The following is a 23,366-nucleotide window of genomic DNA, read 5'->3' as shown; positions in this document are numbered from 1 at the left end:
GGGAGGCAGGCGATGGCAGCCACCGTTCTCAAGGTGCAGGGCGTCAGCAAGCGCTTCGGCGGGCTGCAGGCGCTGTCGGACGTCGGCATCACGATCGAGGAGGGCCAGGTCTACGGCCTGATCGGCCCCAACGGCGCGGGCAAGACGACGTTCTTCAACGTCATCACCGGGCTGTACATCCCCGACTCGGGCACGTTCGAGCTCGGCGGCGCGCCGTACAAGCCGGCGGCGGTGCACGAGGTCGCCAAGGCGGGCATCGCGCGCACGTTCCAGAACATCCGCCTGTTTCCCGAGATGACCGCGCTCGAGAACGTGATGGTCGGCCGCCACGTGCGCACCGGCTCGGGGCTGGTCGGCGCGATCTTCCGCACCGCGGCGTTCAAGGCCGAGGAAGCGGCGATCGCGCAGCGTGCGCAGGAGCTGCTCGACTACGTCGGCATCGGCCGCTACGCCGACTACCGCGCGCGCACGCTGAGCTACGGCGACCAGCGGCGCCTCGAGATCGCGCGCGCGCTCGCGACCGACCCGAAGCTGATCGCGCTCGACGAGCCCGCGGCCGGCATGAACGCAACCGAGAAGGTCGTGCTGCGCGAGCTGATCGACCGCATTCGCAACGACGGGCGCACGATCCTGCTGATCGAGCACGACGTCAAGCTCGTGATGGGGCTGTGCGACCGCGTCACGGTGCTCGACTACGGCAAGCAGATCGCCGAGGGCACGCCGGCCGAAGTGCAGAAGGACCCGAAGGTGATCGAGGCCTACCTCGGCGCCAGCCACCACTGAGGGGCGCGACCGCATGACGACGAACCCGATCCTGTTGAAGGTCAGCGGCCTGAAAGTGGCCTACGGCGGCATCCAGGCCGTCAAGGGCATCAGCTTCGAGGTGCGGCAGGGCGAGCTGGTGAGCCTGATCGGCGCCAACGGCGCCGGCAAGACGACGACGCTGAAGGCCATCACCGGCACGCAGCCGGTGGCCGATGGCGACATCGAATACCTCGGCCGCAGCATCAAGGGCCAGGGCGCGTGGGACCTGGTCAAGCAGGGCCTGGTGATGGTGCCGGAAGGGCGCGGCACCTTCACGCGCATGACGATCACCGAGAACCTGCAGATGGGCGCCTTCGTGCGCAGCGACGATGAGATCGACGCCGACATCGACAAGGTGTTCACGCTGTTCCCGCGCCTGAAGGAACGGCGCCACCAGCTCGCCGGCACGATGTCGGGCGGCGAGCAGCAGATGCTGGCGATGGGGCGTGCGCTGATGGCGCGGCCCAAGGTGCTGCTGCTCGACGAACCTTCGATGGGGCTGAGCCCGATCATGGTCGACAAGATCTTCGAGGTCGTCGACGACATCCACAAGCGCGGCACGACGATCCTGCTCGTCGAGCAGAACGCCGCACGCGCGCTCGGGCTGGCCAACCGCGGCTACGTGATGGACTCGGGCCAGATCACGATGGACGGCGAGGCCAAGGCGCTGTTGAACGACCCGAAGGTAAGGGCCGCGTACCTGGGCGAGTGAGGGGCGCCGCCGGCCGTGGACCGGCTTGTGGCTTCCACTCACGTCGGCTGCGCCGACATGAGTGTCCGCCGCAAGCATCCGGCCGCTACGCGGCCGGATGCTTGTCCGCTTCCGACGTGAAGCTGTCGGCGTAGAACTCGTCGGCCGGCAGGCCGCAGCGCTCGACGAAGTCGCGCCGCGCGGCGTCGACCATCACCGGCGCGCCGCAGGCATAGACCTGGTGTTGCGACAGGTCGGGCAGGTCGGCCATCACGGCGTGGTGCACGAAGCCGGTGCGCCCCGTCCAGCCGTCGTCGGCGCGCGGCTCCGACAGCACCGGCACGTAGGTCAGGTTCGGCATCTCGGCCGCGGCTTGCAGCGCCCACTCGTGCAGGTACAGGTCGGTGCGCGTGCGGCAGCCCCAGTACAGCACCGCCGGGCGGTCGATGCCCTTCATCTTCATGTGCTCGACAATGGCCTTGATCGGCGCGAAGCCGGTGCCGCTGGCCAGCAGCACGATTGGCTTGGCGCTGTCTTCGCGCAGGAAGAAGCTGCCGAACGGGCCTTCGACGCGCAGGATCTCCTTTTCCTTCATCGCGCCGAACACGTGGTCGGTGAACTTGCCGCCGGGCATGTGGCGGATGTGCAGCTCGACGGTGGGGCTCTGCTGCAGCGTGTGCGGCGCGTTGGCCATGCTGTAGCTGCGCCGCGCGCCGTCGCGCAGGATGAACTCGAGGTACTGGCCCGCGTGGTACTTGAACGCGACATTGGCCGGCAGCTGCAGCGTGACGATCGCGACGTCGGGCGCGGGGCGCTCGATGCGCTGCACGCGCGCCGGCATCTTCAGCACCGGGAACTCGCCGGCGCCGGGCACGCTGCGCGCCTCGACGACGCAGTCGGTGGTCGGTGTCGCGCAGCAGGTGAGGATGTACCCCGCCTCCTCCTCGGCCACCGACAGCGCCTTGAGCTGGTGCGCGCCGTGGATCACGCGGCCTTCGAGCAGCTTGCTCTTGCACGAGCCGCAGGCGCCGTCGCGGCAGCCGTACGGCAGGCCGACGCCGGCGCGGATCGCCGCGGCGAGGATCGGTTCGTCGCGCGCGACGTCGAAGCTGACGCCGGCGGGCTGGATCGTGACTTTGAACGTCATGGCGGGGAGGGACCGTTGCGGCGGGGGCGCCGCGTGCACACGTACACTGCGCGGCCGCGGGGATGCGGAGACGGGATTGTGCCCGCAGCCCCGCGACCCTGGTGCCCATGAGTCCGACCGCTGCCGCCCGTCGTCCGTCGCTGCTGATCGTCGGCTGCGGCGACGTGGGCCTGCGCGTGCTGCGCCTGCTGCGCGGGCGCTGGCGCGTCTACGCGCTGACGTCGACGCCGGCGCGCCGCGCCGTGCTGCGCGCGGCCGGTGCCGTGCCGCTGGTGGGCGACCTCGACGACGCCGCCACGCTCGGGCGGCTCGGTGCGCTGGCCGACGCGGTGCTGCACCTGGCGCCGCCGCCGCCCACCGGCGACACCGACCCGCGCACGGCGCGGCTGTTGCGCGCGCTCGCGCGCGCCGGGCGCGTGCGGCGGCTGGTCTACGCGAGCACGACCGGCGTCTACGGCGACTGCGGCGGCGCGCGCTTCGACGAGACGCGGCCCGTGCGCCCGGCGACCGACCGCGCGCGCCGGCGCGTCGACGCCGAGGCGCGCGTGCGCTGGTTCGGCCGCGCGAGCGGCGCCGTCGTCAGCGTGCTGCGCATCCCGGGCATCTACGCGCTCGACCGCGACGGCGGCGACCCGCGCGAGCGCGTGCGCCGCGGTGTGCCGGTGCTGGTCGACGCCGACGACGTCTACACGAACCACATCCACGCCGACGACCTCGCGCGCGCCTGCGTCGCGGCGCTGTGCCGGGGCGCGCCGCAGCGCGTCTACCACGTCAGCGACGACAGCCAGCGGCGCATGGGCGAGCACTTCGACGCCGTCGCCGACCTCGCCGGGCTGCCGCGCCCGCCGCGCATCACGCGCGACGAGGCGCGCGCGCGGCTGTCGCCGATGCAGCTGAGCTTCCTCGGCGAGTCGCGCCGGCTCGTCAACGTGCGGCTGAAGCGCGAGCTGCGCGTGCGGCTGCGCTACCCGACGGTCGACGACGCGCTCAGACCCCGCGCGAGCGCCTGAGCGTCGACATGCGGTCGACGCTGCGCAGCGTCAGCGTGTGCATGCCGTCGGCACGGCGCACCTCGAGCGTCACGTCGCGCTCGGGGGCGCCGGCCCACAGCGTCTTCCACAGCCCTTCGAGCGAGCGCACCTCGTTGCCGTCGATGCGCACGATGCGGTCGCCCGGGCGCACGCCGGCAGCCGCCGCGGGGCTGTCGGCGCTGACGCGCACGACGCGCACCTGGTCCCTCTGCTGCGCGCAGTTCAGCCCCAGCCACGCGCGGCGGCTGGCCGCCGACGACCCGCGCGCGAGCAGCTCGCCGAGAATCGGCTCGAGCAGTGTCACCGGCACGAACAGGTTGCCCGGCACGCTGCGCGGGTCGTCGTCCGGCAGCGTGTCGGCCAGCGCGAGCGAGCCGATGCCCACCAGCTCGCCCTTCAGGTTGAACAGCCCGGCGCCGCTGTGCTGCGGCAGCGGCGGCGCGGTGAACAGCGCGTCGTCGATGTGGTATTCCCAATAGCCCGAGAACGGACGCTGCGACATCAGCCGCGCGACGCCGACGGCGGCGTCGCTGCCGCCGCTGGCCGCCATCAGCGGCGCGTCGGCATCGGGCTTGCCGCGCGCCAGCGGCACCGGCTCGACGCGCAGCGGCACCAGCGCGCGCACGAGGCCGAAGCCGGTGGCCAGGTCGTAGGCAACGACGCGCGCCGGCACCTCGCGCCCGGGCTCGACCTCGAGCGTGACCGACTCGGCCTCGAGCACGAGGTAGCCGATCGTCAGCACGAGTCCGTCGCGGTCGATGACGACGCCCGAGCCCGCGCGCTGGCGGCCCAGCGTTGCGTTCGACCGCGCATCGTCGACCGCGGTGGCGCTCAACCCGACGACGGCGCGCGCCGCGCGCTCGAGCGCGCGTACCGTGTCCTCGTCGTGGCGGGCAGTCGGCTGGGCCTGCGCGACGGCGGCCCACGCGGCGGCGACCAGCACGAGCCCCGTGCGGCGAATGCAACGCAACCAGCCCGTCATGGCCCACCTCCGCGACACGACGGGTGCAAGGATGCGACAGCGCGCGCGACCGACCGCGCGGCAGGGCTATTCGCGCTTACGGCTACCAGCGGCGGCGGCCGCGAAACGGCGACTGGCCGCGCCAGTAGCGGATCATCAGGAAGCCGCCGAGCATGCCGCCCAGGTGCGCGAAGTGCGCGATACCGCTGCGTCCGCTCAGGCCGAGCACCAGCTCGAGGGCGCCGAACACGATCACGAAGGTGCGCGCCTTCATCGGGATCGGCGGGAACAGCGGCATGATCGTGCGGTTCGGGAACAGCATGCCGAACGCGAGCAGCAGCCCGTACAGTGCGCCGGATGCCCCGACGGTGGGGTACGGCGAGCCCATCACGAACGTCACGAGCAGCTGCGTCAGCGCCGCCGTCAGCAGGCTCGCGAGCAGGAACTGCAGGTAGCGCCGCTCACCCCACAGCCGCTCGATCTCGCTGCCGAACATCCACAGGCCGAGCATGTTGAAGAACAGGTGGAAGGCATCGCCGTGCAGGAAGCCGTAGGTCACGACCTGCCACGGCATGAAGCGCCCGCTTTGCAGCGGCCACAGCGCCATCATCGCCTCGAGCGGGCCGAACACCGCCGGCAGCACCGCGCCGGCGAAGAAGATCGCCACGCAGGCGATGAGCAGCGTCTTGGTGACTCGTGGGATCGGGGGCATGGCGGGTGTCGAGCGGTGGCGGCGCTCGGCGCGGCGGTCGTTGCGGGGGGTGGTGCCCGGGGCCGGACTCGAACCGGCACGCCTTGCGGCGGGGGATTTTGAGTCCCCTGCGTCTACCGATTTCGCCACCCGGGCCGGTGGATGCGAAGGCAGCTTCGCGTCGGTGGATTATCACATGCCCCCTTCGCGGCCCGCGGTGCGCTGCGAGAATGGGAAACGGTTGGAGAGCGCGCGATGCCCACCTACAAGACCCTCGAAGACGCGATCGGCCGCACGCCATTGGTGCGGCTGCAGCGCGTGCCCGGCGCCGACCACGCGCGGCGCGGCAACGTGTTCCTCGGCAAGCTTGAGGGCAACAACCCGGCCGGCTCGGTCAAGGACCGGCCGGCGATCAGCATGATCCGCCGTGCCGAGGAGCGCGGCGAGATCAAGCCCGGCGACACGCTCATCGAGGCCACCAGCGGCAACACCGGCATCGCGCTGGCGATGGCCGCCGCGATGCGCGGCTACCGCATGGTGCTGATCATGCCGGAGGATCTGTCGATCGAGCGCGCGCAGACGATGAAGGCCTTCGGCGCCGAGCTGATCCTCACGCCCAAGAGCGGCGGCATGGAATACGCGCGCGACCTCGCCGAGCAGATGCAGAAAGACGGCAAGGGCCGCGTGCTCGACCAGTTCGCGAACCCCGACAACCCGCGCATCCACTACGAGACCACCGGCCCCGAGATCTGGGAAGACACCGAGGGCACCGTCACGCACTTCGTCAGCGCGATGGGCACCACCGGCACGATCACCGGCGTCAGCCGCTTCCTGAAGGAGAAGAACCCGGCGGTGCGCATCGTCGGCGCGCAGCCGAGCGAGGGCTCGCGCATTCCGGGCATCCGCAAGTGGCCGCAGGAGTACCTGCCGAAGATCTACGACCCGAAGGCCGTCGACGAACTGGTCTACGTCACGCAGTCCGACGCCGAGGCGATGGCGCGGCGCCTGGCGCGCGAGGAAGGCCTGTTCTGCGGCATCTCGGCGGCCGGCGCGTGCTGGGTCGCGCTGAAGATCGCCGAGCAGCTTGAGCGCGCGACGGTCGTGTTCGTCGTCTGCGACCGCGGCGACCGCTACCTGTCGACCGGCGTGTTCCCGGCCTGAGCGTGCGGCCGTGAGCGCCGTCGAGTACCGCTTCTGCCCGCGCTGCGCGACGCCGCTGGCGGCGATCGAAGCCGACGAGGACGCCGGCCGCCGCACGCGGCTGCGCTGTCCGGCGTGCGGCTTCACGCACTGGAACAACCCGACGCCGGTGCTCGCCGCCGTCATCGAGTGCGCCGACCGCGACGGCCGTCTGCTGCTGGCGCGCAACGCCGCGTGGAGCGGGCGCATGTTCGGCCTCGTCACCGGCTTCCTGGAGGCCGGCGAGTCGCCCGAGGAAGGCATCCGGCGCGAGGTCGCCGAGGAGACCGCACTGCAGGTCGACGCGCTGAGCCTGATCGGCGTCTACGACTTCCAGCGCATGAACCAGGTCATCGTCGCGTACCACGCGCTCGCGCGCGGCGAGATCCGCCTGTCGCCCGAACTCGCCGAAGTGCGCCTCTTCGCGCCGCACGAAGTGCGCTGCTGGCGCGCCGGCACCGGGCTCGCACTGGCCGACTGGCTGCGCTCGCGCGGGTTCGAGCCGCAGTTCTTCGAGCCGGTGCGCGACTGAATAGAATCGGTGCCTCGGCAGTTCGGGAGTCCCTCATGCAAACCCACATCCAGGTGCACCGCGAACTCGACACCCGTGGCCTGAACTGCCCGCTGCCGATCCTCAAGGCCAAGAAGGCGCTGGCCGAGATGCAAAGCGGCGAGGTGCTCAAAGTGACCGCCACCGACCCCGGCTCGATGCGCGACTTCCAGGCGTTTGCGCGCCAGACCGGCAACGAACTGGTCGAGCAGACGCGCAGCGCGACGGAGTTCGTGCACTACATCCGCCGCCGCTGACGCGCGGCGCGCGTCACAGCGCGAGCGTGCGCAGGAACTCGCGGAAGCGCGGCCCGATCTCGGGGTGCCTGAGCGCGAGCTCGACGTTCGCTTCGAGAAAGCCTTCCTTGCTGCCGCAGTCGTAGCGCCGGCCCTCGTAGCGGTAGGCGAACACCTTCTCGCGGCGCAGCAGCCCGGCGATGCCGTCGGTGAGCTGGATCTCGCCGCCGACGCCGCGCGGCTGGTGCTCGATCTCGTGGAACACCCCGGGCGTGAGGATGTAGCGCCCGGCCACGCCCAGGCGAGACGGCGCGGCCTCGGGGGCGGGCTTTTCGACGATGCGCGTGACGTCGATCAGCCGGTCGTCGACCGGCGTGCCGGCGACGATGCCGTAGCGGCGCGTGTGCTCGGCGGGCACCTCCTGCACCGCGATGATCGACGCGCGCCATTCCGCAAACTGCTCGACCATCTGCTTGAGCACCGGCGTCTCGCCGACCATCAGGTCGTCGGCGAGCAGCACCGCGAACGGCTCGTTGCCGACCAGGCGCCGACCGCACAGCACCGCGTGGCCCAGGCCCAGCGCCTGCGCCTGGCGCACGTAGATGCACTCCATGTCGGCGGGCTTGACGCTGCGCACGACGTCGAGCAGCTCCTGCTTGCCCGCCTGTTCGAGGGCTACCTCGAGCTCGAAAGTCATGTCAAAGTGATCCTCGATCGGGCGCTTGTGCCGGCCGGTGACGAAGATCATCTCGCGCACGCCCGCGGCGTAGGCCTCCTCGACGGCGTACTGGATCAGGGGCTTGTCGACGACGGGCAGCATCTCCTTCGGCTGCGCCTTCGTCGCGGGCAGGAAGCGGGTGCCGAGGCCGGCCACAGGGAAGATGGCTTTGTTGACTTTCATCGATCGGTCCACGTGCGGCAGGACATTGCAGCCATTCTGGCACGCAGGCCCCGCACATCGCCGTGACGCAAGACCGCGAACGGCATGGACGTCCTGATCGTCGAGCCGATCGACGCCCAGGTGCTGCAGTGGCTGCACCAGCGCCACGCGGTGCACTTCGCGCCCGAGCTCGCGCGCGAGCCGCGCGCGCTGCGGCACGCGCTGTACAACGTGCGTGCGCTGATCGCGCCCCCGTCGCTGCCGCTCGATGCATCGCTGCTGCACCAGGCGCCGGCGCTGCGCGCGGTGGGCGTCGTCGGCCATGGCGTCGAGATGATCGACACGACGGCGTGCCAGCGCATGGGTGTCGAGGTCGTGCGCGCCGCGGCGGCCAGCGCGCCGGCCGAGGCCGAGTTCGTGATCGGCGCGCTGCTGTCGCTGCTGCGCCGCGTGCCGGTCGTGACCGAGGACGGCGCACAGGTCGGGCGCGAACTCGGCGGCGTCACGGTGGGCCTCGTCGGGCTCGGCGCGGCGACGCCGGCGCTCGTGCCGCTGCTGGGCGCGTTCGGCTCGCGCGTGGTCGGCTACGACCCGGCGGTGCACGCCACCGACGCGCTATGGAGCCGCTGGGGCGTGCTGCCGCTGCCGCTGCGCGAACTGATCGAGCTCAGTGACGCGGTGTGCGTGATGCTGCCGTACTTCACGCGCTACCGCGGCCTGCTCGGCGAGCGCGTGCTGCCTTATGCCAAACCCGACCAGGTGCTGGTCAGCCTGTCGCGCTCGAGCCTGTTCGACGAGGCGAGCCTGGCCGACGCGCTGCACAGCGGGCGCATGGCTGCGGCGTGGCTCGACAGCGTCGAGCCCGGCACGCTCGAGCCGGGGCGGCCGCTGTATGGCATCGAGACGCTGCAGGTGACACCGCGGCTGGCCGGCATCACGCGCGAGTCGCGCCGGCGCAGCGCGTGGACGGTGGCGCGGCGCATCGACGAACTGCTCGGCGAGCAGCCGCCGGCGCCGCCGGGTTTCAGGCCGACGGTCCCAAGCGCGCCGCTTGATCTCGCAGACGATTCAGCGTCTGCGTGAAGGCTGCCAGACGCTGGCGCTCCTGCTCGACGACCGCCGCCGGGGCGCGCTCGACGAAGCTCGCGTTGCCGAGCTTGGCCTGCGCCTTCGCGATCTCGCCCTCGAGCCGCGCGATCTCCTTGGCCAGGCGCGCGCGCTCGGCCTCGACGTCGACCTCGACGTGCAGTGCGATGCGCAGGTCGCCGACGACAGACACCGGCGCCGCCGCGGTGGCCTGCGCGAACGCGGCCTCGTCGGCGATCACGCGCACCTCGGCCAGCCGCGCCAGCGCGGCGAGCACCGCAGAAGCGTCGTTGACGAAGCCGGCGTCGGCGGTGCCGGCGTGCACGAGCAGCGGCACGCGCTCGGCCGGTGACAGCCCCATCTCGCTGCGCAGCGCGCGGCAGGTGCCTGCGATCGCCTTCAGCCGCGCGATCCACGCGTCGGCGTCGGCGTCGATGCGCGACAGGTCGGCCTGCGGATACGGCGCCAGCGCCACGCCGCCTTCGCGCGCGCGGCCGGCCGCCGGCGCGACCTGCTCCCACAGCTCGGCCGTGATGAAGGGCGTCAGCGGGTGCAGCAGCCGCAATACAGCCTCGAGCACGCGCAGCAGCGTGCGGCGCGTCGCGCGCTGCTGCGCGGGCGTGCCGCGGCCCAGCTGCACCTTCGCGATCTCGAGGTACCAGTCGCAGTACTCGTCCCACACGAACGCGTAGATCGCGTTGGCGACGTTGTCGAGCCGGTAGTCGGCGAAGCCCTGCGCCACCGCGGCCTCGACGCGCTGCAGCTCGTTGACGATCCACTTGTCGGCGGGGGAGAAGTGCAGCGTCGCGTCGGGGCCGCAGTCGCCGGCGCACTCGACGATGCCGCGCTCGACGTCGGTGAGCCCCTGCACCTGCATCAGCACGAAGCGCGTCGCGTTCCAGAGCTTGTTGCAGAAGTTGCGGTAGCCCTCGCAGCGCTTGGTGTCGAAGTTGACGTTGCGCCCGAGCGTCGCGTAGCTGGCCATCGTGAAGCGCAGCGCGTCGGCACCGAAGGCCGGGATGCCGTCGGGGAACTCCTTCTTCGTCGCCTCGCGCACCTTCGGCGCCGTCTCGGGACGGCGAAGCCCCGTGGTGCGCTTGGCCAGCAGCGGCTCGAGCGCGATGCCGTCGATCAGGTCGACCGGGTCGAGCACGTTGCCTTCGCTCTTGCTCATCTTGCGGCCCTGCGCGTCGCGCACGAGGCCGTGGATGTAGACGTGGCGGAACGGCACCTTGCCGGTGAAGTGCACCGTCATCATGATCATCCGGGCGACCCAGAAGAAGATGATGTCGAAGCCGGTGACGAGCACCGTCGACGGCAGGAACAGGTCCTGCTCGACGGTCTTCGCCGGCCAGCCCAGCGTCGAGAACGGCACCAGCGCCGACGAGTACCAGGTGTCGAGCACGTCGGGGTCGCGCTGCAGCGGGCCGGCGTAGCCGTCGGCGGTGGCCTTCGCACGCGCCTCGGCCTCGTCGCGCGCGACGTAGACCTGGCCGTCGATGCCGTACCACGCCGGGATCTGGTGACCCCACCACAGCTGGCGCGAGATGCACCAGTCCTGGATGTTGTGCATCCACTGGTTGTAGGTGTTGACCCACTGCTCGGGCACGAATCTGACCTCGCCGCTGGCCACCGCGTCGATCGCCTGCTGCGCGATGCTCTTGCCGCCGGCGCCGGGCTTGGTCATCGCGACGAACCACTGGTCGGTCAGCATCGGCTCGACGATCTGCCCGGTGCGCGCGCAGCGCGGCACCATCAGCTTGTGCTTCTTGGTCTCGACGAGCAGGCCGAGCGCGTCGAGGTCGGCCACGACGCGCTTGCGCGCGGCGAAGCGGTCCAGCCCGCGGTACGGCGCCGGTGCGTGGTCGTTGATCTTCGCGTCGAGCGACAGGATGCCGATGATCGGCAGCCCGTGGCGCTGGCCGACGGCGTAGTCGTTGACGTCGTGCGCCGGCGTGACCTTGACGACGCCGGTGCCGAACTCGCGGTCGACGTAGTCGTCGGCGATGACCGGGATCTCGCGGTCACACAGCGGCAGGCGCACCGTCTTGCCGACGAAGGCGCGGTAGCGCTCGTCGTCAGGGTGGACCATGACCGCGGTGTCGCCGAGCATCGTCTCGGGGCGCGTCGTCGCGACCACGAGCGAGCCGCTGCCGTCGGCGAGGGGGTAGCGGATGTGCCACAGGAAGCCGTCTTCCTCCTCGCTCTCGACCTCGAGGTCGGAGACGGCCGACATCAGCACCGGGTCCCAGTTGACGAGGCGCTTGCCGCGGTAGATCAGCCCCTCCTCGTACAGGCGCACGAAGGTCTCGGTGACGACCTTCGACAGCCGGTCGTCCATCGTGAAGTACTCGCGCGACCAGTCGACGCTGTCGCCGAGGCGGCGCATCTGGTTCGTGATCGTCGAGCCGCTGCGCTGCTTCCACTCCCACACGTGCTTGAGGAACGCGTCGCGGCCGATGTCGTGGCGGCTGATGCCGACCTCCTGCAGCTGGCGCTCGACGACGATCTGCGTCGCGATGCCGGCGTGGTCGGTGCCCGGCAGCCACAGCGTGTTGAAGCCGCGCATGCGGTGGTAGCGCGTCAGCGCGTCCATGATCGTCTGGTTGAACGCGTGGCCCATGTGCAGCGTGCCGGTGACGTTGGGTGGCGGCAGCTGGATGCAAAACGACGGCTTCGCGGGGTCGAGCGTCGGGGCGCCGATGCCGGCGCGTTCCCACGCCGCGCTCCAGCGCGCCTCGATCGCGGCCGGTTCGAAGGACTTGGCGAGTTCGCTCATGGGGCGGAACGACGTTGGCAAACCCAAAGAAAAGGCCCGGCGCTGGGGCCGGGCCTCGGGATCATGGTGCCGGTGAAGAGATTCGAACTCCCGACCTTCGCATTACGAATGCGCTGCTCTACCAGCTGAGCTACACCGGCGCGAACCGCGAATTATAGGCAAGAGCGGATCAGCTCGCCTCGCGGTGGTAGTCGGTGACGCGCTGCACCTCGTTCTTCGAGCCGAGGATCACGCTGACGCGCTCGTGCAGCTTGGTCGGCTGCAGATCGAGGATGCGCTGGTGGCCGTTGGTCGCCATGCCGCCGGCCTGCTCGACGAGGAAGGCCATCGGGTTGGCTTCGTACATCAGGCGCAGCTTGCCCGGCTTGTCGGGCTCGCGCTTGTCCCACGGGTACAGGAAGATGCCGCCGCGGCTCATGATGCGGTGCACGTCGGCGACCATGCTCGCGACCCAGCGCATGTTGAAGTCCTTGCCGCGCGGGCCGTCCTTGCCCGCCAGGCACTCGTCGATGTAGCGCTTCACCGGCGGCGCCCAGTGGCGCATGTTGCTCATGTTGATCGCGAACTCCTTGGTGTCCTCGGGGATGCGCACCTTGTCGTGCGTCAGCACCCACGAGCCCTGTTCGCGGTCGAGCGTGAACATCGCCACGCCGTCGCCGACCGTCAGCACCAGCGTCGTCTGCGGCCCGTAGACGCAGTAGCCGGCCGCGGCCTGCTGCTTGCCCGGCTGCAGGAAGTCCTCCTCGCTGACGCCGCGCGTGTGGCCGACCTTGCGCAGCACGCTGAAGATCGTGCCGATGCTGACGTTGACGTCGATGTTGCTCGAGCCGTCGAGCGGGTCGAACAGCAGCAGGTACTCGCCCTGCGGGTAGCGGTCGGGCACGACGTGGATGCTGTCCATCTCCTCGCTGGCCATCGCCGCGAGGTGGCCGCCCCAGTCGTTGGCCTCGATCAGCACCTCGTTGGCGATCAGGTCGAGCTTCTTGACGATCTCGCCCTGCACGTTGCTCAGTTCGGTGCTGCCGAGCACGTCGCCGAGCTCGCCCTTGTTGACGGCGATCGCGATGCGCTTGCACGCGCGCGCGACGACCTCGATCAGCAGGCGCAGCTGTGCCGAGATCTGCCCGTGCTCGCGCTGCTGTTCGACCAGGTACTGCGTCAGGCTGATGCGCCGCTTGTTCATCGTTCAGTCCTCCAGCGCGCGCGTGACGATCTCGCGCACGTCGTTGCTCAATGTCGGCCGCGCGGCGACGCTGGCGATGGCGTCGCGCGCGAGGCTGCGGTACGGTTCGGCCAGGTGGCGCCAGCGGTCCATCGCGCGCGCCAGCCGCGACGCGAGCTGCGGGTTCTTCGCGTCGAGCTCGAGCAGGCGCTCGGCCCAGAAGCGCACGCCGGCGCCGTCGGCGCGGTGCACACCGGCGGCGTTGTGCTGGCAGAACATGTGCAGCAGGCTGCGCGCGCGGTTGGGGTTGGCGAGCGTGAAGTCGGGGTGCGCGAGCAGCGCCTTGACGCGCGTGAACACGGCGCCGTCGCGCTCGGGCGCGCCAGCCTGCAGCGCGAACCACTTGTCGATCACCAGCGCCTCGCCGCGGAACATCGCGTGGAAGCGCTCGAGCGCGGGCTGCGCGAGCTCGGCGTGCGCGTGCACGAGCGCGCGCAGCGCGCCCAGCCGCTCGGTCATGTTGCCGGCGTCCTTGACGCGCTGGTACGCGCGGCCGGGCCACACCGGGTCGCCGACCTCGACGGCGTGCAGGCACAGCATCGACAGCGCCAGGTTGGCCAGCGCGCGCGCGCCGGACTGCGCCATGTCGGGGCGGTAGCCCTCGCGCACCTGGTGCGTCTCCCAGGCCCAGACCCAGTCGGCGTGCAGCCGCGTGGCCAGCTGCGCGCGCATACCCTCGCGCACCGCGTGCAGGCGCTGCGGGTCGACTTCGGCGAGCGTCTCGGCGACGTAGGCCTCGCTGGGCAGCGTCAGCACGAGTTCCTTGAACGCGGGCGCGAGCTGCGGGTGGCGCAGCACGTGGCGCATCGCGTCGACGAAGGCGTCGTCGAGGTGCGGCAGCGCGTGCGCCGCCAGCGCGCGCTGCATGCGCGCCAGCGCCAGGCGCTGTCCGGCTTCCCAGCGGTTGAACGGGTCGGGGTCGTGCGCGAGCAGCACGAGCAGCGCGGCGTCGTCGAGGCCGTCGTCGAGGATGACCGGTGCCGAGAAGCCGCGCAGCAGCGACGGCACCGGCTCGCGCTCGACGCCGTGGAAGGTCCACGTCGCGCTCGGCCGGTCGAGCACGAGCAGCCGCTCGTCGGCGGCGTCGCCGTCGGGGGTCAGCCGCAGCGGCACCGCGCGGCCGTCGCGGCCGACGAGGCCCGCGGCCACCGGGATCACGAACGGCTGCTTGACCGGCTGGCCGGGCGAGGGCGGGCAGTGCTGCTCGAGCGTGAGCGTGTAGGTGCGCGCGTCGGCGTCGTGCGTGCCGCGCGCCGTCACGCGCGGCGTGCCGGCCTGGCTGTACCAGCGCTTGAAGGCGTCGAGCCGCGTGGCCAGCTCGCTGCCGGGGTTGGCGTCGGCGATGGCCTGCGCGAAGTCGTCGCAGGTCACGGCCTGGCTGTCGTGGCGCTGGAAGTACAGCGTCATGCCGCGCGCGAAGCCGTCACGCCCGACGAGCGTGGCCATCATGCGCACGACCTCGGCGCCCTTCTCGTAGACGGTGGCGGTGTAGAAGTTGTTGATCTCGAGGTAGCTGTCCGGGCGCACCGGGTGCGCCATCGGGCCCGCGTCCTCGGGGAACTGCAGCTGGCGCAGCTGGCGCACGTCGGCGATGCGCTTGACGGCGCGCGTGGCCGGCGACGGCGCGCCGAAGTACGGTGGTGACGCGTCGCCGGCCATGTCGGCGCTGAACTCCTGGTCGCGGTAGACCGTGAGCCCTTCCTTGAGCGAGAGCTGGAACCAGTCGCGGCACGTGACGCGGTTGCCGGTCCAGTTGTGGAAGTACTCGTGGCCGACGACACCCTCGATCGCGGCGAAGTCGTCGTCGGTCGCGGTCGCAGGGCTCGCGAGGACGAACTTGGTGTTGAAGATGTTCAACCCCTTGTTCTCCATCGCGCCCATGTTGAAGTCCTCGACGGCGACGACCATGAAGCGGTCGAGGTCCAGCGGCAGCCCGAAACGCGCCTCGTCCCACGCCACCGCGGCGACGAGCGAGCGCATCGCGTGCTCGGTCTTGTCGAGGTCGCCGCGCCGGACGTAGATCTGCAGCAGGTGCTCGCGACCTGCGCGGCTCGCGATCTTCTGCTCGCGCGCGACGAGGTCGGCAGCCACCAGTGCGAACAGGTAGCTCGGCTTCGGGAACGGGTCGTGCCAGGTCGCGAAGTGGCGCCCGCCGTCGAGGTCGCCGTGCTCGACGAGGTTGCCGTTGGCCAGCAGCACCGGGTACTTCGCCTTGTCGGCGCGCAGCGTCACCGTGTAGACCGCCATCACGTCGGGACGGTCGAGGAAGTACGTGATGCGGCGGAAGCCCTCGGCCTCGCACTGCGTGAACAGCCCGCCGCCCGACGCGTACAGCCCCGACAGCTGCGTGTTCTTGTCGGGCGCGATCGTGTTGCGGATCTCGAGCGTGAAGCGCGCGCCGGCCGGCGGCGCGTCGATCACGAGCTGCCCGTCCTCGTGCCGGAAGCTGACGCTGTCGCCGTCGGCGAGGACGCGCAGCAGGTTGAGCTCCTCGCCGTGCAGCTTCAGCGGCTGCGGCGGCGCGCCGGGGTCGCGCTCGATCACGAGCCGGCTGGACACCAGCGTCTTGGCGGCGTCGAGGTCGAAGGTCAGTTCGACCTCGCGGATGCGGTACGGAGGCGGCGCATAGTCTTCGCGCCGCACGACGGTGGCGGGGCCTTCACGCATGGTCGTGGCTTCTTCTCGTGGGGGAGGCAGGCGGCGGACGGCGCGCGGCCGTCACAGGCCCTGCTTCAGGCTGGCGGTGATGAAGGGGTCGAGGTCGCCGTCGAGCACCTTCTGCGTGTTGCTGATCTCGACGCCGGTGCGCAGGTCCTTGATGCGGCTCTGGTCGAGCACGTAGCTGCGGATCTGGTGACCCCAGCCGACGTCGGTCTTGCTGTCCTCGAGCTTCTGCTGCGCCTCGCGCTGCTTGCGCATCTCGTGCTCGTACAGGCGGCTGCGCAGCACGCGCCAGGCCTCGTCGCGGTTGCTGTGCTGGCTGCGGCTGTTCTGGCACTGCACGACGATGCCGGTGGGGATGTGCGTCAGCCGCACCGCCGAGTCGGTCTTGTTGATGTGCTGGCCGCCGGCGCCGCTGGCGCGGAACGTGTCGACGCGCACGTCGGCCGGGTTGATCTCGATTTCGATCGTGTCGTCGACCTCGGGGTAGACGAACAGGCTCGCGAAGCTGGTGTGGCGCCCGCCCGCGCTGTCGAACGGGCTCTTGCGCACCAGCCGGTGCACGCCGGTCTCGGTGCGCAGGTGGCCGTAGGCGTAGTCGCCCTCGACCTTGATCGTCGCGCTGCGGATGCCGGCCACGTCGCCCGGCGTCTCCTCGAGCACCTCGGCCTTGAAGCCCTTGCGCTCGCAGTACTTCAGGTACTGGCGCAGCAGCATCTGCGCCCAGTCCATCGCCTCGGTGCCGCCGGCGCCGGCCTGGATGTCGATGAAGCAGTTGCCGGGGTCCGCCGGGTTGTTGAACATGCGGCGGAACTCGAGCGCCTCGATCTGCTCGCGCAGCTTCTCGGCGTCGGCGGCGATCGACGCCAGCGCGTCCTCGTCGCCCTCGGCCTTGCTCATTTCGTAGAGCTCGCGGCTGTCGGCGAGGTTGCGCGTCAGGTGGTCGATCGTCTCGACCACGGTCTCGAGCGACTTCTTCTCGCGGCCGAGCTCCTGCGCGCGCTTGGGCTCGTTCCAGATCGCGGGGTTCTCGAGCGCGGCGTTGACTTCCTTCAGCCGCAGGGCCTTGCGCTCGTAGTCAAAGATACCCCCGAAGCTGCTCGGTGCGTTCGCTCAGATCGGCCAGCAGCGTGCCGATCGCGTTGATCTGTTCGTTGTCCATCGTCCGGTTCGCTGGAAATTGGATTCGGATTCTGTCACGCCGGGTGCCGGGCCTCGGCGTCAACGGCCGATGCGGCCGTCGATCGCCATGCCGCGAACGTTCGCGCCGTCCTAGGGGTAAGTCCGAAGGAGGATAGCGAGAAGCCCCCCTGTCACTGTCAGAAATCGGTAAGCGCCGCCCGCACACCATTCGCCCCCAACACAACGGCCGTGTCCGGCACGGGCCGCCCACCCCGGGCGACCCGCTGGCAGACACCGGCGACGCGATGCTCGAGTTCCTCAACATCCTGCAAGTCGTCCTGTACATCCCGATGCTGGCGCTGCTCGGCCAGGGGGTGCTGTACGTGCTCGCGGGTACGCGGCGCGAGACGAATTTCTTCTACACGACGCTGCGGCTCGTCGCGCGTCCGTTCACGTTCGTCGTGCGCACGCTGACGCCGGCCAAGGTGGCCGACGAGCACGTGCCGATCATCACGTTCGCGTTGCTGCTGCTGGCGAGCTTCGTCGTCTTCGCCGAGCGCGGCTACCTGACGTGCGTGCAGATGGGCTACACCGATTGCCGGCGATGAGCGACGACCGCTTCGACTACTGGCGCCTGAAGCTGCGCGCGTTGCTGTGGCTGCTGCTGGGCCGGCTCGAGGCGGCGGCGGCCACCTTCGGCGAGATGCTCGAACTGCGGCCCGACGACGCCTACGCGCTGGCCAGCCGCGCGCACGTGCTGTCGCAGCTCGGACGGCGCGACGAGGCGATCCGCGACGCGCAGCGTCTGACGTCGCGTCACCCGACGCGCAGTGCCGCCGACTGGTTCAACCTCGCGTTCTTGCTCGAGGGTGCCGGCCGCTCGGCCGAGGCCGAGCCGGCGTTCCGCCGCGCGCTCGAGCTCGACCCGAAACTCGACCGGGCCTGGTACGGCCTCGGGCTGGTGCTGATCCGGCTCGACCGCGTCGACGAGGCGATCGCCGCGCTCAAGCGCAACACCGAGCTGCAGCCGATGAGCCCGTACGGCTGGTACCAGCTCGCGCGCGTCTACGCCGACCGGCACGACGCCGACGAGGCGCGCAAGATCATCCGCCACCTGCAGGGCTTCGAGCCGCAGGTGGCGTCGCAGCTGCAGCGCGAGACCGGGTTGGCGCCGTGACGGCAGCGCGGCACGCCGGCACGGCGAGGGTGTGAGAAGGGGCTCCGGACCGTCCGGAGGTTTGGCAACGTTGGAGGCAATGCGATGCAACTGACCGAGAGGCACCGCCAGTACTGGTCGAAGAATCTGAGGATCACCTCGATTCTTCTGGCCATCTGGTTCGTGGTGACGTTCGTCGTGGGCTACTACGCCCGCGACCTCAACTTCACCTTCTTCGGATGGCCGTTCAGCTTCTGGGTCGGTGCCCAGGGCGCGCTGATCGTCTACGTCGTCATCATCGGCGTCTATGCCCGTTACATGAACAACCTCGACCGCGAATACGGCGTGGCCGAGGCCGAGGAGGACTAACATGGCTGGAATGACTCCCGAGGCCGGTGGTGGTGGCGTGTTCAGCGCCAGCTCCAACAAGGCCTTCCAGAAGCAACTGAACAAGGTCTACGGCTGGTACACCGGCGGCTTCCTTGCCTTCATCCTCGTGCTTGCGGTGCTCGAGCAGATGGGGCTGCCGCGCACGTGGATCGGCCTGATCTTCCTGCTCGCGACCGTGCTGCTGTACGCCGGCATCGGCATCATGAGCCGCACGACCGACGCGGCCGAGTACTACGTCGCCGGCCGGCGCGTGCCCGCGGTCTACAACGGCATGGCGGTGGGCGCCGACTGGATGAGCGCGGCGTCGTTCATCGGCATGGCCGGCACGCTGTACCTGACCGGCTACGGCGGCCTGGCCTTCATCATGGGCTGGACCGGCGGCTACTGCCTGGTCGCGCTGTTCCTCGCGCCGTACCTGCGCAAGTTCGGCCAGTTCACGATCCCCGACTTCCTCGGTGCGCGCTACGAGGGCAACCTGCCGCGCTTCGTCGGCATCCTGATCGCGATCCTGTGCTCGTTCGTCTACGTCGTCGCGCAGATCTACGGCGTGGGCCTGATCACGGCACGGCTGTCGGGGCTGGCGTTCGAGATCGGCGTGTTCGTCGGCCTCGGCGGTATCCTGGTGTGTTCGTTCCTCGGCGGGATGCGCGCCGTCACGTGGACGCAGGTGGCGCAGTACATCATCCTGATCATCGCCTACCTGATCCCGGTGGTGTGGCTGTCGGTCAAGCAGACCGGCGTGCCGGTGCCGCAGGCCGTCTACGGCTACCAGTTGCAGAAGGTCACCGAGCGCGAGGCCCAGCTGATCGCCGATCCGAAGGAGCAGTCGGTCATCGCCGCGTTCAAGGCACGTTCCGACGCGCTGGCCGAGAAGCTGAAGGACCCGGCGGCGGCGCTCGCGGCCGAACGCCAGGCGCTGCAGACCAAGCTCGAGGAACTGCGCTCGACCAACGGCGCGCAGGCTGACATCCAGGCGACGGAAGCAGCGCTGAAGGCGCTGCCGGCCGATGCCGAGGCGGCCAAGAAGAAGTGGACCGCCGACAAGGCCGCCGCCGATGCGCGGGCCAAGCCGCTGGCCGGCATGCCGCGCCACGCGCAGCAGTTCGCCGGCGACCCGAACGGCGACGCCGCGGCGCAGAAGGCGTTCAACGAGTCGCGGCGCAACTTCCTGGCGCTGGTGTTCTGCCTGATGGTGGGCACCGCCGCGCTGCCGCACATCCTGATGCGCTACTACACGACGCCGTCGGTGCGTGAAGCGCGCCGCTCGGTGACGTGGAGCCTGTTCTTCATCTTCCTGCTGTACTTCACGGCGCCGGCACTCGCGGTGCTCGTCAAGTACGAGGTGTTCAACGTGCTGGTGGGCACCCCGTTCAGCGAACTGCCGGCGTGGATCGCCAATTGGCAGCGCGTCGACCCGACGCTGCTGCAGGTGTCCGACGTCAACGGCGACGGCATCTTCCAGCTCGGCGAGATGAGGATCGGCGGCGACATCATCGTGCTGGCCACGCCGGAGATCGCGGGCCTGCCGTACGTGATCTCGGGCATGGTGGCCGCCGGCGGCCTGGCCGCAGCGCTGTCGACCGCCGACGGTCTGCTGCTGACGATCGCCAACGCGCTGTCGCACGACCTGTACTACAAGATGCTCGACCCGAACGCCACGACGGCGCGTCGCGTCGCGGTGTCGAAGGCGCTGCTGCTGGTCGTCGCGCTGCTCGCCGCCTGGGTTGCGTCGCAGAAGCCCGCGGACATCCTGTTCCTGGTGTCGGCGGCGTTCTCGCTGGCCGCGGCGGGCTTCTTCCCGGCGCTGGTGCTCGGCATCTTCTGGAAGCGCGCGACGAAGTGGGGCGCGACGCTGGGCATGCTGGCGGGTGTGGGTGTGACCTTCTACTACATGGCCACGACCCAGCCCTGGCTGCGCGGCGTCTTCGGTGTCACGTCGTCGATCGCCGACAACACCTGGTGGGCGATCTCGCCGATCTCGGCGGGCGTGTTCGGCGTGCCGCTGGGCTTCGCGGTGATCATCATCGTCAGCCTGCTGACGCCGGCGCCGAAGCGGGAGACGCAGGAGCTCGTCGAGCACGTGCGCTACCCCGACCTGAAGCCGGCCAAGGCCTGACGCCCGATCCGTCGGTTTGTTGATCCAACCGGGGCCCGCGAGGGTCCCGGTTTTTTTATGCTGTCGACATGAACACGCCCTCCCGCAGCCTGATCGCCGAGCTGGCCGCCGAACTGGCACAGCACCCCCCGTTCGCGCAGATGGCGCCGGCGCACGTCGAGCGCTTCGTCGCGGCGGCCGAACAGGTCTACTTCGCGCCCGACGAGAAGGTGATCTCGCCCGACGACGGCGTCGTGCAGCACGTGTGGTGGGTGCGCCGCGGCGCCGTCACCGGGCGGCGTCGTGGCGACGGCACGCTGAGCTTCCAGATCGAGGCCGCCGACCTGTTCCCCGTCGGTGCCGCGCTCAACCAGCGCGCGGTGACCTCGATCTATACCGCCGACGGCGACTGCTTCTGCCTGCGCGTGCCGGCGCAGGCGCTGCGCGCGCTGGCCGCCGAGTCGGCGCCGCTGGCCGACTTCCTCAACGCGAGGATGATGAAGTTCCTCGAGATGTCGCGCCGTGCGCTGCAGTCGAGCTTCTCGTCGCAGACGCTGGCCGAGCAGTCGCTCGAGACGCCGCTGGGACGGATCGCGCGCCAGCAGCCGGTGACGGTGCCGCCGGCCACGCCGCTGGCGCAGGCGCTGCAGCTGATGCATGACAAGCGCATCGGCTCGATGCTGGTGACCGACGACGCCGGCGCACCGCTGGGCATCCTGACGCGCCACGACCTGCTCGGCCGTGTCACGCTGCCGCAGGTGCCGCTGTCGACGCCGATCGCGCAAGTCATGTCGCAGCCGGTGCTGACGCTGACGGCGCAGCACACCGCGCAGGACGCCGCGCTGCTGATGTCGCGCCACGGGCTGCGCCACGTGCCGGTCACCGACGGCGGGCGCGTCGTCGGCATCGTCTCGGAGCGCGACCTGTTCGCGATGCAGAAGCTCTCGGTCAAGCAGGTCGGCGGCGCGATCCGCGTCGCGGCCGACGTGCCGACGCTGGCCGCGGTGGCCGCCGACATCCGCCGGCTGGCGCGCAACCTGCTCGGCCAGGGCGTCGGCGCGCGCCAGCTCACCGAGCTGATCAGCCACCTGAACGACCTCGTCGCGCAGCGCCTCGTCGAGCTGACGGCCGCGCGCCACGGCCTGGACCTGCAGCGCGCGTGCTGGCTGGCGTTCGGCTCCGAGGGCCGCGGCGAGCAGACCATCGCCACCGACCAGGACAACGGCCTGATCTTCGTCAGCGACGACCCCGAGCGCGACCGCCCGGCGTGGCTCGCGTTCGCGCGCGAGGTCAACGAGGCGCTCGATGCCTGCGGCTACCCGCTGTGCAAGGGCAACGTGATGGCGAGCAACCCGCAGTGCTGCCTGGCGGCCGACGAGTGGTTCGCGCGCTTCGCGCACTGGGTCGACCACGGCTCGCCGACCGACCTGCTCAACGCGAGCATCTACTTCGACTTCCGCGCCGTCGCCGGTCGCGAGTCGCTGGCCGAGCCGCTGCGCGAGCGCGTCCTCGCTGCCACCGCGAACACGCCGCGCTTCATGAAGCAGATGGCCGAGAACGCGCTGCGCAACCGCGTGCCGCTGAACTGGCGCGGCGCGATCGAGACGCGCGACCGCGACGGCCACCGCTGGCTCGACCTCAAGCTCAACGGCACGATGCCCTTCGTCGACGCGGCGCGGCTGTACGCGCTCGCGCACGGCATCGGCGCGGTGGGCACGCGCGCGCGCTTCGAAGCCGCCGCGGCGCCGATGAAGGTCGACGCGCAGGAGGCGCGCACCTGGGCCGAGGCGTTCGAGTTCCTGCAGATGCTGCGCCTGCGCGTGCAGATCGAGCGTGCCGACGGCCACGACGGCGGCGACGCCGACAACCCCAACCTCGTCGACCTGGGGCAGCTCAGCGACATCGACCGCCGCGTGCTGAAGGAGGTGTTCCGCGTCGGCCGCATGCTGCAGCAGCGCATGGAACTGGACTACCAGCGATGAGCCTGCTGCAGCGCTGGTTCGGCGGTGCGCCCGAGGTCGACGAGGCGCGCTGGGTCGTCGTCGACGTCGAGACGACGGGGCTCGACGTCACGCGCGACCGCCTGCTCGCGATCGCGGCGATCGCGGTGCGCTTCACGCCGCAGCCCGTGATCGACCTGCACGATAGCTTCGAGGTCGTGCTGCGCCAGGACGCCGCAGCCGGCGAGCCGGCTGCGATCGACCGCGCCAACATCCTACTGCACGGCATCGGCGTCGGCGAGCAGCGCGCCGGGGTCGATGCGGCCGTCGCGCTGGCCGACTTCGAGCGCTACGTCGCCCGTTCGCCGCTGCTGGGCTTCCACGCCGAGTTCGACCGCGCGATGATCGGTCGCGCGTCACGCGCCGTGCTCGGCCGCGTGGCGCCCAACCCGTGGCTCGACCTCGAACCGTTGGCCGCCGTCGTGCGCCGCGACGTGCGCGCGCGCTCGCTCGACGAGTGGATGGCGGTGTTCGGCATCACGTGCCTGCGCCGCCACCAGGCCGCCGCCGACACGCTGGCCACCGCCGAGCTGTTGATCGCGCTGTGGCCGGCGGTGCAGCGCGAGTGCGGCCCGACGCCGCGTTTCGCCGACCTGCGCAAGCTGGCCGACAGCCGGCGCTGGATCGGGCCGCACTGAGGGCAGCGTCGCGCTGCGCTCGGCCGCTTGACTCGGAAGACGGTTAC

General features: G+C 70.6%; 21 protein-coding genes and 2 tRNA genes. 13 read left to right on the top strand and 10 right to left on the bottom strand.

The window, feature by feature from the left end:
- The first annotated feature begins 12 nt into the window (after positions 1-12).
- Entirely contained in the window at positions 13-783 is a 771-nt protein-coding gene (locus MOJ79_RS12845; protein ID WP_119292931.1) for an ABC transporter ATP-binding protein, read from the top strand.
- A 13-nt stretch (positions 784-796) separates the two neighbouring features.
- Positions 797-1,516, top strand: a complete 720-nt coding sequence (locus MOJ79_RS12840) for an ABC transporter ATP-binding protein (RefSeq protein WP_241924520.1) — start codon at positions 797-799, stop codon at positions 1,514-1,516.
- A gap of 85 nt (positions 1,517-1,601) precedes the next feature.
- Here the strand turns inward: MOJ79_RS12840 and MOJ79_RS12835 are convergent, their stop codons facing one another.
- Entirely contained in the window at positions 1,602-2,642 is a 1,041-nt protein-coding gene (locus tag MOJ79_RS12835) for a CDP-6-deoxy-delta-3,4-glucoseen reductase (RefSeq protein WP_241924519.1), read from the bottom strand.
- Between the two features lie 107 nt (positions 2,643-2,749).
- Here MOJ79_RS12835 and MOJ79_RS12830 point away from each other — a divergent pair, with 107 nt between their 5' ends.
- Positions 2,750-3,652 (top strand): NAD-dependent epimerase/dehydratase family protein, encoded by a 903-nt coding sequence (locus MOJ79_RS12830; RefSeq protein ID WP_241924518.1) that lies wholly within the window; start codon positions 2,750-2,752, stop codon positions 3,650-3,652.
- Here the strand turns inward: MOJ79_RS12830 and MOJ79_RS12825 are convergent.
- The 3 genes from MOJ79_RS12825 to MOJ79_RS12815 form a co-directional block, all read right to left on the bottom strand.
- Positions 3,630-4,655 carry a S1C family serine protease gene (locus MOJ79_RS12825; RefSeq protein WP_241924517.1) on the bottom strand — a complete coding sequence of 342 codons (1,026 nt, stop codon included), beginning with the start codon at positions 4,653-4,655 and terminating at the stop codon, positions 3,630-3,632. The two genes, MOJ79_RS12830 and MOJ79_RS12825, sit on opposite strands and share 23 nt — an antisense overlap.
- Positions 4,656-4,737: 82 nt before the next feature.
- Positions 4,738-5,346, bottom strand: coding sequence for a rhomboid family intramembrane serine protease (locus tag MOJ79_RS12820; RefSeq protein ID WP_119353084.1), 609 nt, complete (start codon positions 5,344-5,346; stop codon positions 4,738-4,740).
- 50 nt (positions 5,347-5,396) lie between these two features.
- A tRNA-Leu gene (locus MOJ79_RS12815) sits at positions 5,397-5,481 on the bottom strand.
- Between the two features lie 99 nt (positions 5,482-5,580).
- Between MOJ79_RS12815 and cysM the strand changes: the two genes are divergently transcribed.
- The 3 genes from cysM to MOJ79_RS12800 are packed head-to-tail and all read left to right on the top strand — an operon-like array spanning position 5,581 to position 7,311.
- Positions 5,581-6,486: a cysteine synthase CysM gene (gene cysM / locus MOJ79_RS12810; RefSeq protein ID WP_241924516.1), complete on the top strand. Its 906-nt coding sequence runs from the start codon at positions 5,581-5,583 to the stop codon at positions 6,484-6,486.
- A 10-nt stretch (positions 6,487-6,496) separates the two neighbouring features.
- Complete coding sequence (locus MOJ79_RS12805) at positions 6,497-7,036, top strand: NUDIX domain-containing protein (protein ID WP_241924515.1); 540 nt, start codon at positions 6,497-6,499, stop codon at positions 7,034-7,036.
- Positions 7,037-7,071: 35 nt separating this feature from the next.
- On the top strand, positions 7,072-7,311 hold the full coding sequence (locus tag MOJ79_RS12800; RefSeq protein ID WP_259374472.1) for a sulfurtransferase TusA family protein: 240 nt from the start codon (positions 7,072-7,074) through the stop codon (positions 7,309-7,311).
- A gap of 13 nt (positions 7,312-7,324) precedes the next feature.
- Here MOJ79_RS12800 and galU read toward each other — a convergent pair whose 3' ends face one another.
- Positions 7,325-8,191: a UTP--glucose-1-phosphate uridylyltransferase GalU gene (gene galU, locus MOJ79_RS12795; RefSeq protein WP_119292945.1), complete on the bottom strand. Its 867-nt coding sequence runs from the start codon at positions 8,189-8,191 to the stop codon at positions 7,325-7,327.
- 84 nt (positions 8,192-8,275) lie between these two features.
- On the opposite strand from galU, the gene MOJ79_RS12790 reads away from it, so the two are divergent.
- The gene (locus MOJ79_RS12790) at positions 8,276-9,253 is read left to right on the top strand and encodes an NAD(P)-dependent oxidoreductase (protein ID WP_241924514.1); all 978 of its coding nucleotides are present in this window, start codon (positions 8,276-8,278) and stop codon (positions 9,251-9,253) included.
- Here MOJ79_RS12790 and MOJ79_RS12785 read toward each other — a convergent pair.
- The 5 genes from MOJ79_RS12785 to prfB all read right to left on the bottom strand — a co-directional run bounded on the left by MOJ79_RS12785 (position 9,195) and on the right by prfB (position 17,080).
- Positions 9,195-12,035 carry a valine--tRNA ligase gene (locus tag MOJ79_RS12785; protein ID WP_241924513.1) on the bottom strand — a complete coding sequence of 947 codons (2,841 nt, stop codon included), beginning with the start codon at positions 12,033-12,035 and terminating at the stop codon, positions 9,195-9,197. The two genes, MOJ79_RS12790 and MOJ79_RS12785, sit on opposite strands and share 59 nt — an antisense overlap.
- A 64-nt stretch (positions 12,036-12,099) precedes the next feature.
- Positions 12,100-12,175 (bottom strand) — tRNA-Thr (locus tag MOJ79_RS12780).
- Between the two features lie 29 nt (positions 12,176-12,204).
- The gene (locus MOJ79_RS12775; protein WP_119292951.1) at positions 12,205-13,218 is read right to left on the bottom strand and encodes a class 1 fructose-bisphosphatase; all 1,014 of its coding nucleotides are present in this window, start codon (positions 13,216-13,218) and stop codon (positions 12,205-12,207) included.
- 3 nt (positions 13,219-13,221) lie between these two features.
- A complete protein-coding gene (pepN, locus tag MOJ79_RS12770) occupies positions 13,222-15,924 on the bottom strand; it encodes an aminopeptidase N (RefSeq protein WP_241924512.1) in 2,703 nt (900 codons plus the stop codon).
- 51 nt (positions 15,925-15,975) lie between these two features.
- A protein-coding gene (gene prfB, locus MOJ79_RS12765; protein WP_119292955.1) for a peptide chain release factor 2 occupies positions 15,976-17,080 on the bottom strand; the annotation gives its coding sequence in 2 pieces (ribosomal slippage) (positions 15,976-16,998 and positions 17,000-17,080; 1,104 coding nt in all).
- A 265-nt stretch (positions 17,081-17,345) separates the two neighbouring features.
- Here prfB and MOJ79_RS12760 point away from each other — a divergent pair.
- The 6 genes from MOJ79_RS12760 to MOJ79_RS12735 all read left to right on the top strand — a co-directional run bounded on the left by MOJ79_RS12760 (position 17,346) and on the right by MOJ79_RS12735 (position 23,319).
- A complete protein-coding gene (locus MOJ79_RS12760) occupies positions 17,346-17,648 on the top strand; it encodes a hypothetical protein (RefSeq protein ID WP_241924511.1) in 303 nt (100 codons plus the stop codon).
- Positions 17,645-18,217, top strand: a complete 573-nt coding sequence (locus tag MOJ79_RS12755; RefSeq protein WP_241924510.1) for a tetratricopeptide repeat protein — start codon at positions 17,645-17,647, stop codon at positions 18,215-18,217. Before MOJ79_RS12760 ends, MOJ79_RS12755 begins: the two co-directional genes overlap by 4 nt.
- Positions 18,218-18,301: 84 nt before the next feature.
- On the top strand, positions 18,302-18,565 hold the full coding sequence (locus MOJ79_RS12750) for a DUF4212 domain-containing protein (RefSeq protein ID WP_241924509.1): 264 nt from the start codon (positions 18,302-18,304) through the stop codon (positions 18,563-18,565).
- Position 18,566: 1 nt separating this feature from the next.
- On the top strand, positions 18,567-20,702 hold the full coding sequence (locus MOJ79_RS12745) for a sodium:solute symporter family protein (protein ID WP_241924508.1): 2,136 nt from the start codon (positions 18,567-18,569) through the stop codon (positions 20,700-20,702).
- 68 nt (positions 20,703-20,770) lie between these two features.
- Positions 20,771-22,663 (top strand): DUF294 nucleotidyltransferase-like domain-containing protein, encoded by a 1,893-nt coding sequence (locus MOJ79_RS12740; RefSeq protein ID WP_241924507.1) that lies wholly within the window; start codon positions 20,771-20,773, stop codon positions 22,661-22,663.
- Entirely contained in the window at positions 22,660-23,319 is a 660-nt protein-coding gene (locus MOJ79_RS12735; RefSeq protein WP_241924506.1) for a 3'-5' exonuclease, read from the top strand. The genes MOJ79_RS12740 and MOJ79_RS12735 overlap by 4 nt, the downstream gene beginning before the upstream one ends.
- Positions 23,320-23,366: the final 47 nt, after the last annotated feature.

This window comes from Calidifontimicrobium sp. SYSU G02091, from assembly GCF_022631395.1.
In the GTDB taxonomy this organism is placed as follows: domain Bacteria; phylum Pseudomonadota; class Gammaproteobacteria; order Burkholderiales; family Burkholderiaceae_C; genus Calidifontimicrobium; species Calidifontimicrobium sediminis.
The sequence above is the reverse complement of the archived record's forward strand: the minus strand, read 5'-3'. Positions and strand labels throughout refer to the sequence as shown.

Coding starts and splice junctions, on each gene's coding strand:
- MOJ79_RS12830 (WP_241924518.1), top strand. CDS start 2,750: ATGAGTCCGACCGCTGCCGCCCGTCGTCCGTCGCTGCTGATCGTCGGC.
- MOJ79_RS12825 (WP_241924517.1), bottom strand. CDS start 4,655: ATGACGGGCTGGTTGCGTTGCATTCGCCGCACGGGGCTCGTGCTGGTC.
- MOJ79_RS12820 (WP_119353084.1), bottom strand. CDS start 5,346: ATGCCCCCGATCCCACGAGTCACCAAGACGCTGCTCATCGCCTGCGTG.
- MOJ79_RS12745 (WP_241924508.1), top strand. CDS start 18,567: ATGGCTGGAATGACTCCCGAGGCCGGTGGTGGTGGCGTGTTCAGCGCC.
- MOJ79_RS12800 (WP_259374472.1), top strand. CDS start 7,072: ATGCAAACCCACATCCAGGTGCACCGCGAACTCGACACCCGTGGCCTG.
- MOJ79_RS12750 (WP_241924509.1), top strand. CDS start 18,302: ATGCAACTGACCGAGAGGCACCGCCAGTACTGGTCGAAGAATCTGAGG.
- MOJ79_RS12740 (WP_241924507.1), top strand. CDS start 20,771: ATGAACACGCCCTCCCGCAGCCTGATCGCCGAGCTGGCCGCCGAACTG.
- MOJ79_RS12835 (WP_241924519.1), bottom strand. CDS start 2,642: ATGACGTTCAAAGTCACGATCCAGCCCGCCGGCGTCAGCTTCGACGTC.
- MOJ79_RS12845 (WP_119292931.1), top strand. CDS start 13: ATGGCAGCCACCGTTCTCAAGGTGCAGGGCGTCAGCAAGCGCTTCGGC.
- cysM (WP_241924516.1), top strand. CDS start 5,581: ATGCCCACCTACAAGACCCTCGAAGACGCGATCGGCCGCACGCCATTG.
- MOJ79_RS12790 (WP_241924514.1), top strand. CDS start 8,276: ATGGACGTCCTGATCGTCGAGCCGATCGACGCCCAGGTGCTGCAGTGG.
- MOJ79_RS12735 (WP_241924506.1), top strand. CDS start 22,660: ATGAGCCTGCTGCAGCGCTGGTTCGGCGGTGCGCCCGAGGTCGACGAG.
- MOJ79_RS12840 (WP_241924520.1), top strand. CDS start 797: ATGACGACGAACCCGATCCTGTTGAAGGTCAGCGGCCTGAAAGTGGCC.
- galU (WP_119292945.1), bottom strand. CDS start 8,191: ATGAAAGTCAACAAAGCCATCTTCCCTGTGGCCGGCCTCGGCACCCGC.
- MOJ79_RS12785 (WP_241924513.1), bottom strand. CDS start 12,035: ATGAGCGAACTCGCCAAGTCCTTCGAACCGGCCGCGATCGAGGCGCGC.
- MOJ79_RS12755 (WP_241924510.1), top strand. CDS start 17,645: ATGAGCGACGACCGCTTCGACTACTGGCGCCTGAAGCTGCGCGCGTTG.
- pepN (WP_241924512.1), bottom strand. CDS start 15,924: ATGCGTGAAGGCCCCGCCACCGTCGTGCGGCGCGAAGACTATGCGCCG.
- MOJ79_RS12775 (WP_119292951.1), bottom strand. CDS start 13,218: ATGAACAAGCGGCGCATCAGCCTGACGCAGTACCTGGTCGAACAGCAG.
- MOJ79_RS12760 (WP_241924511.1), top strand. CDS start 17,346: ATGCTCGAGTTCCTCAACATCCTGCAAGTCGTCCTGTACATCCCGATG.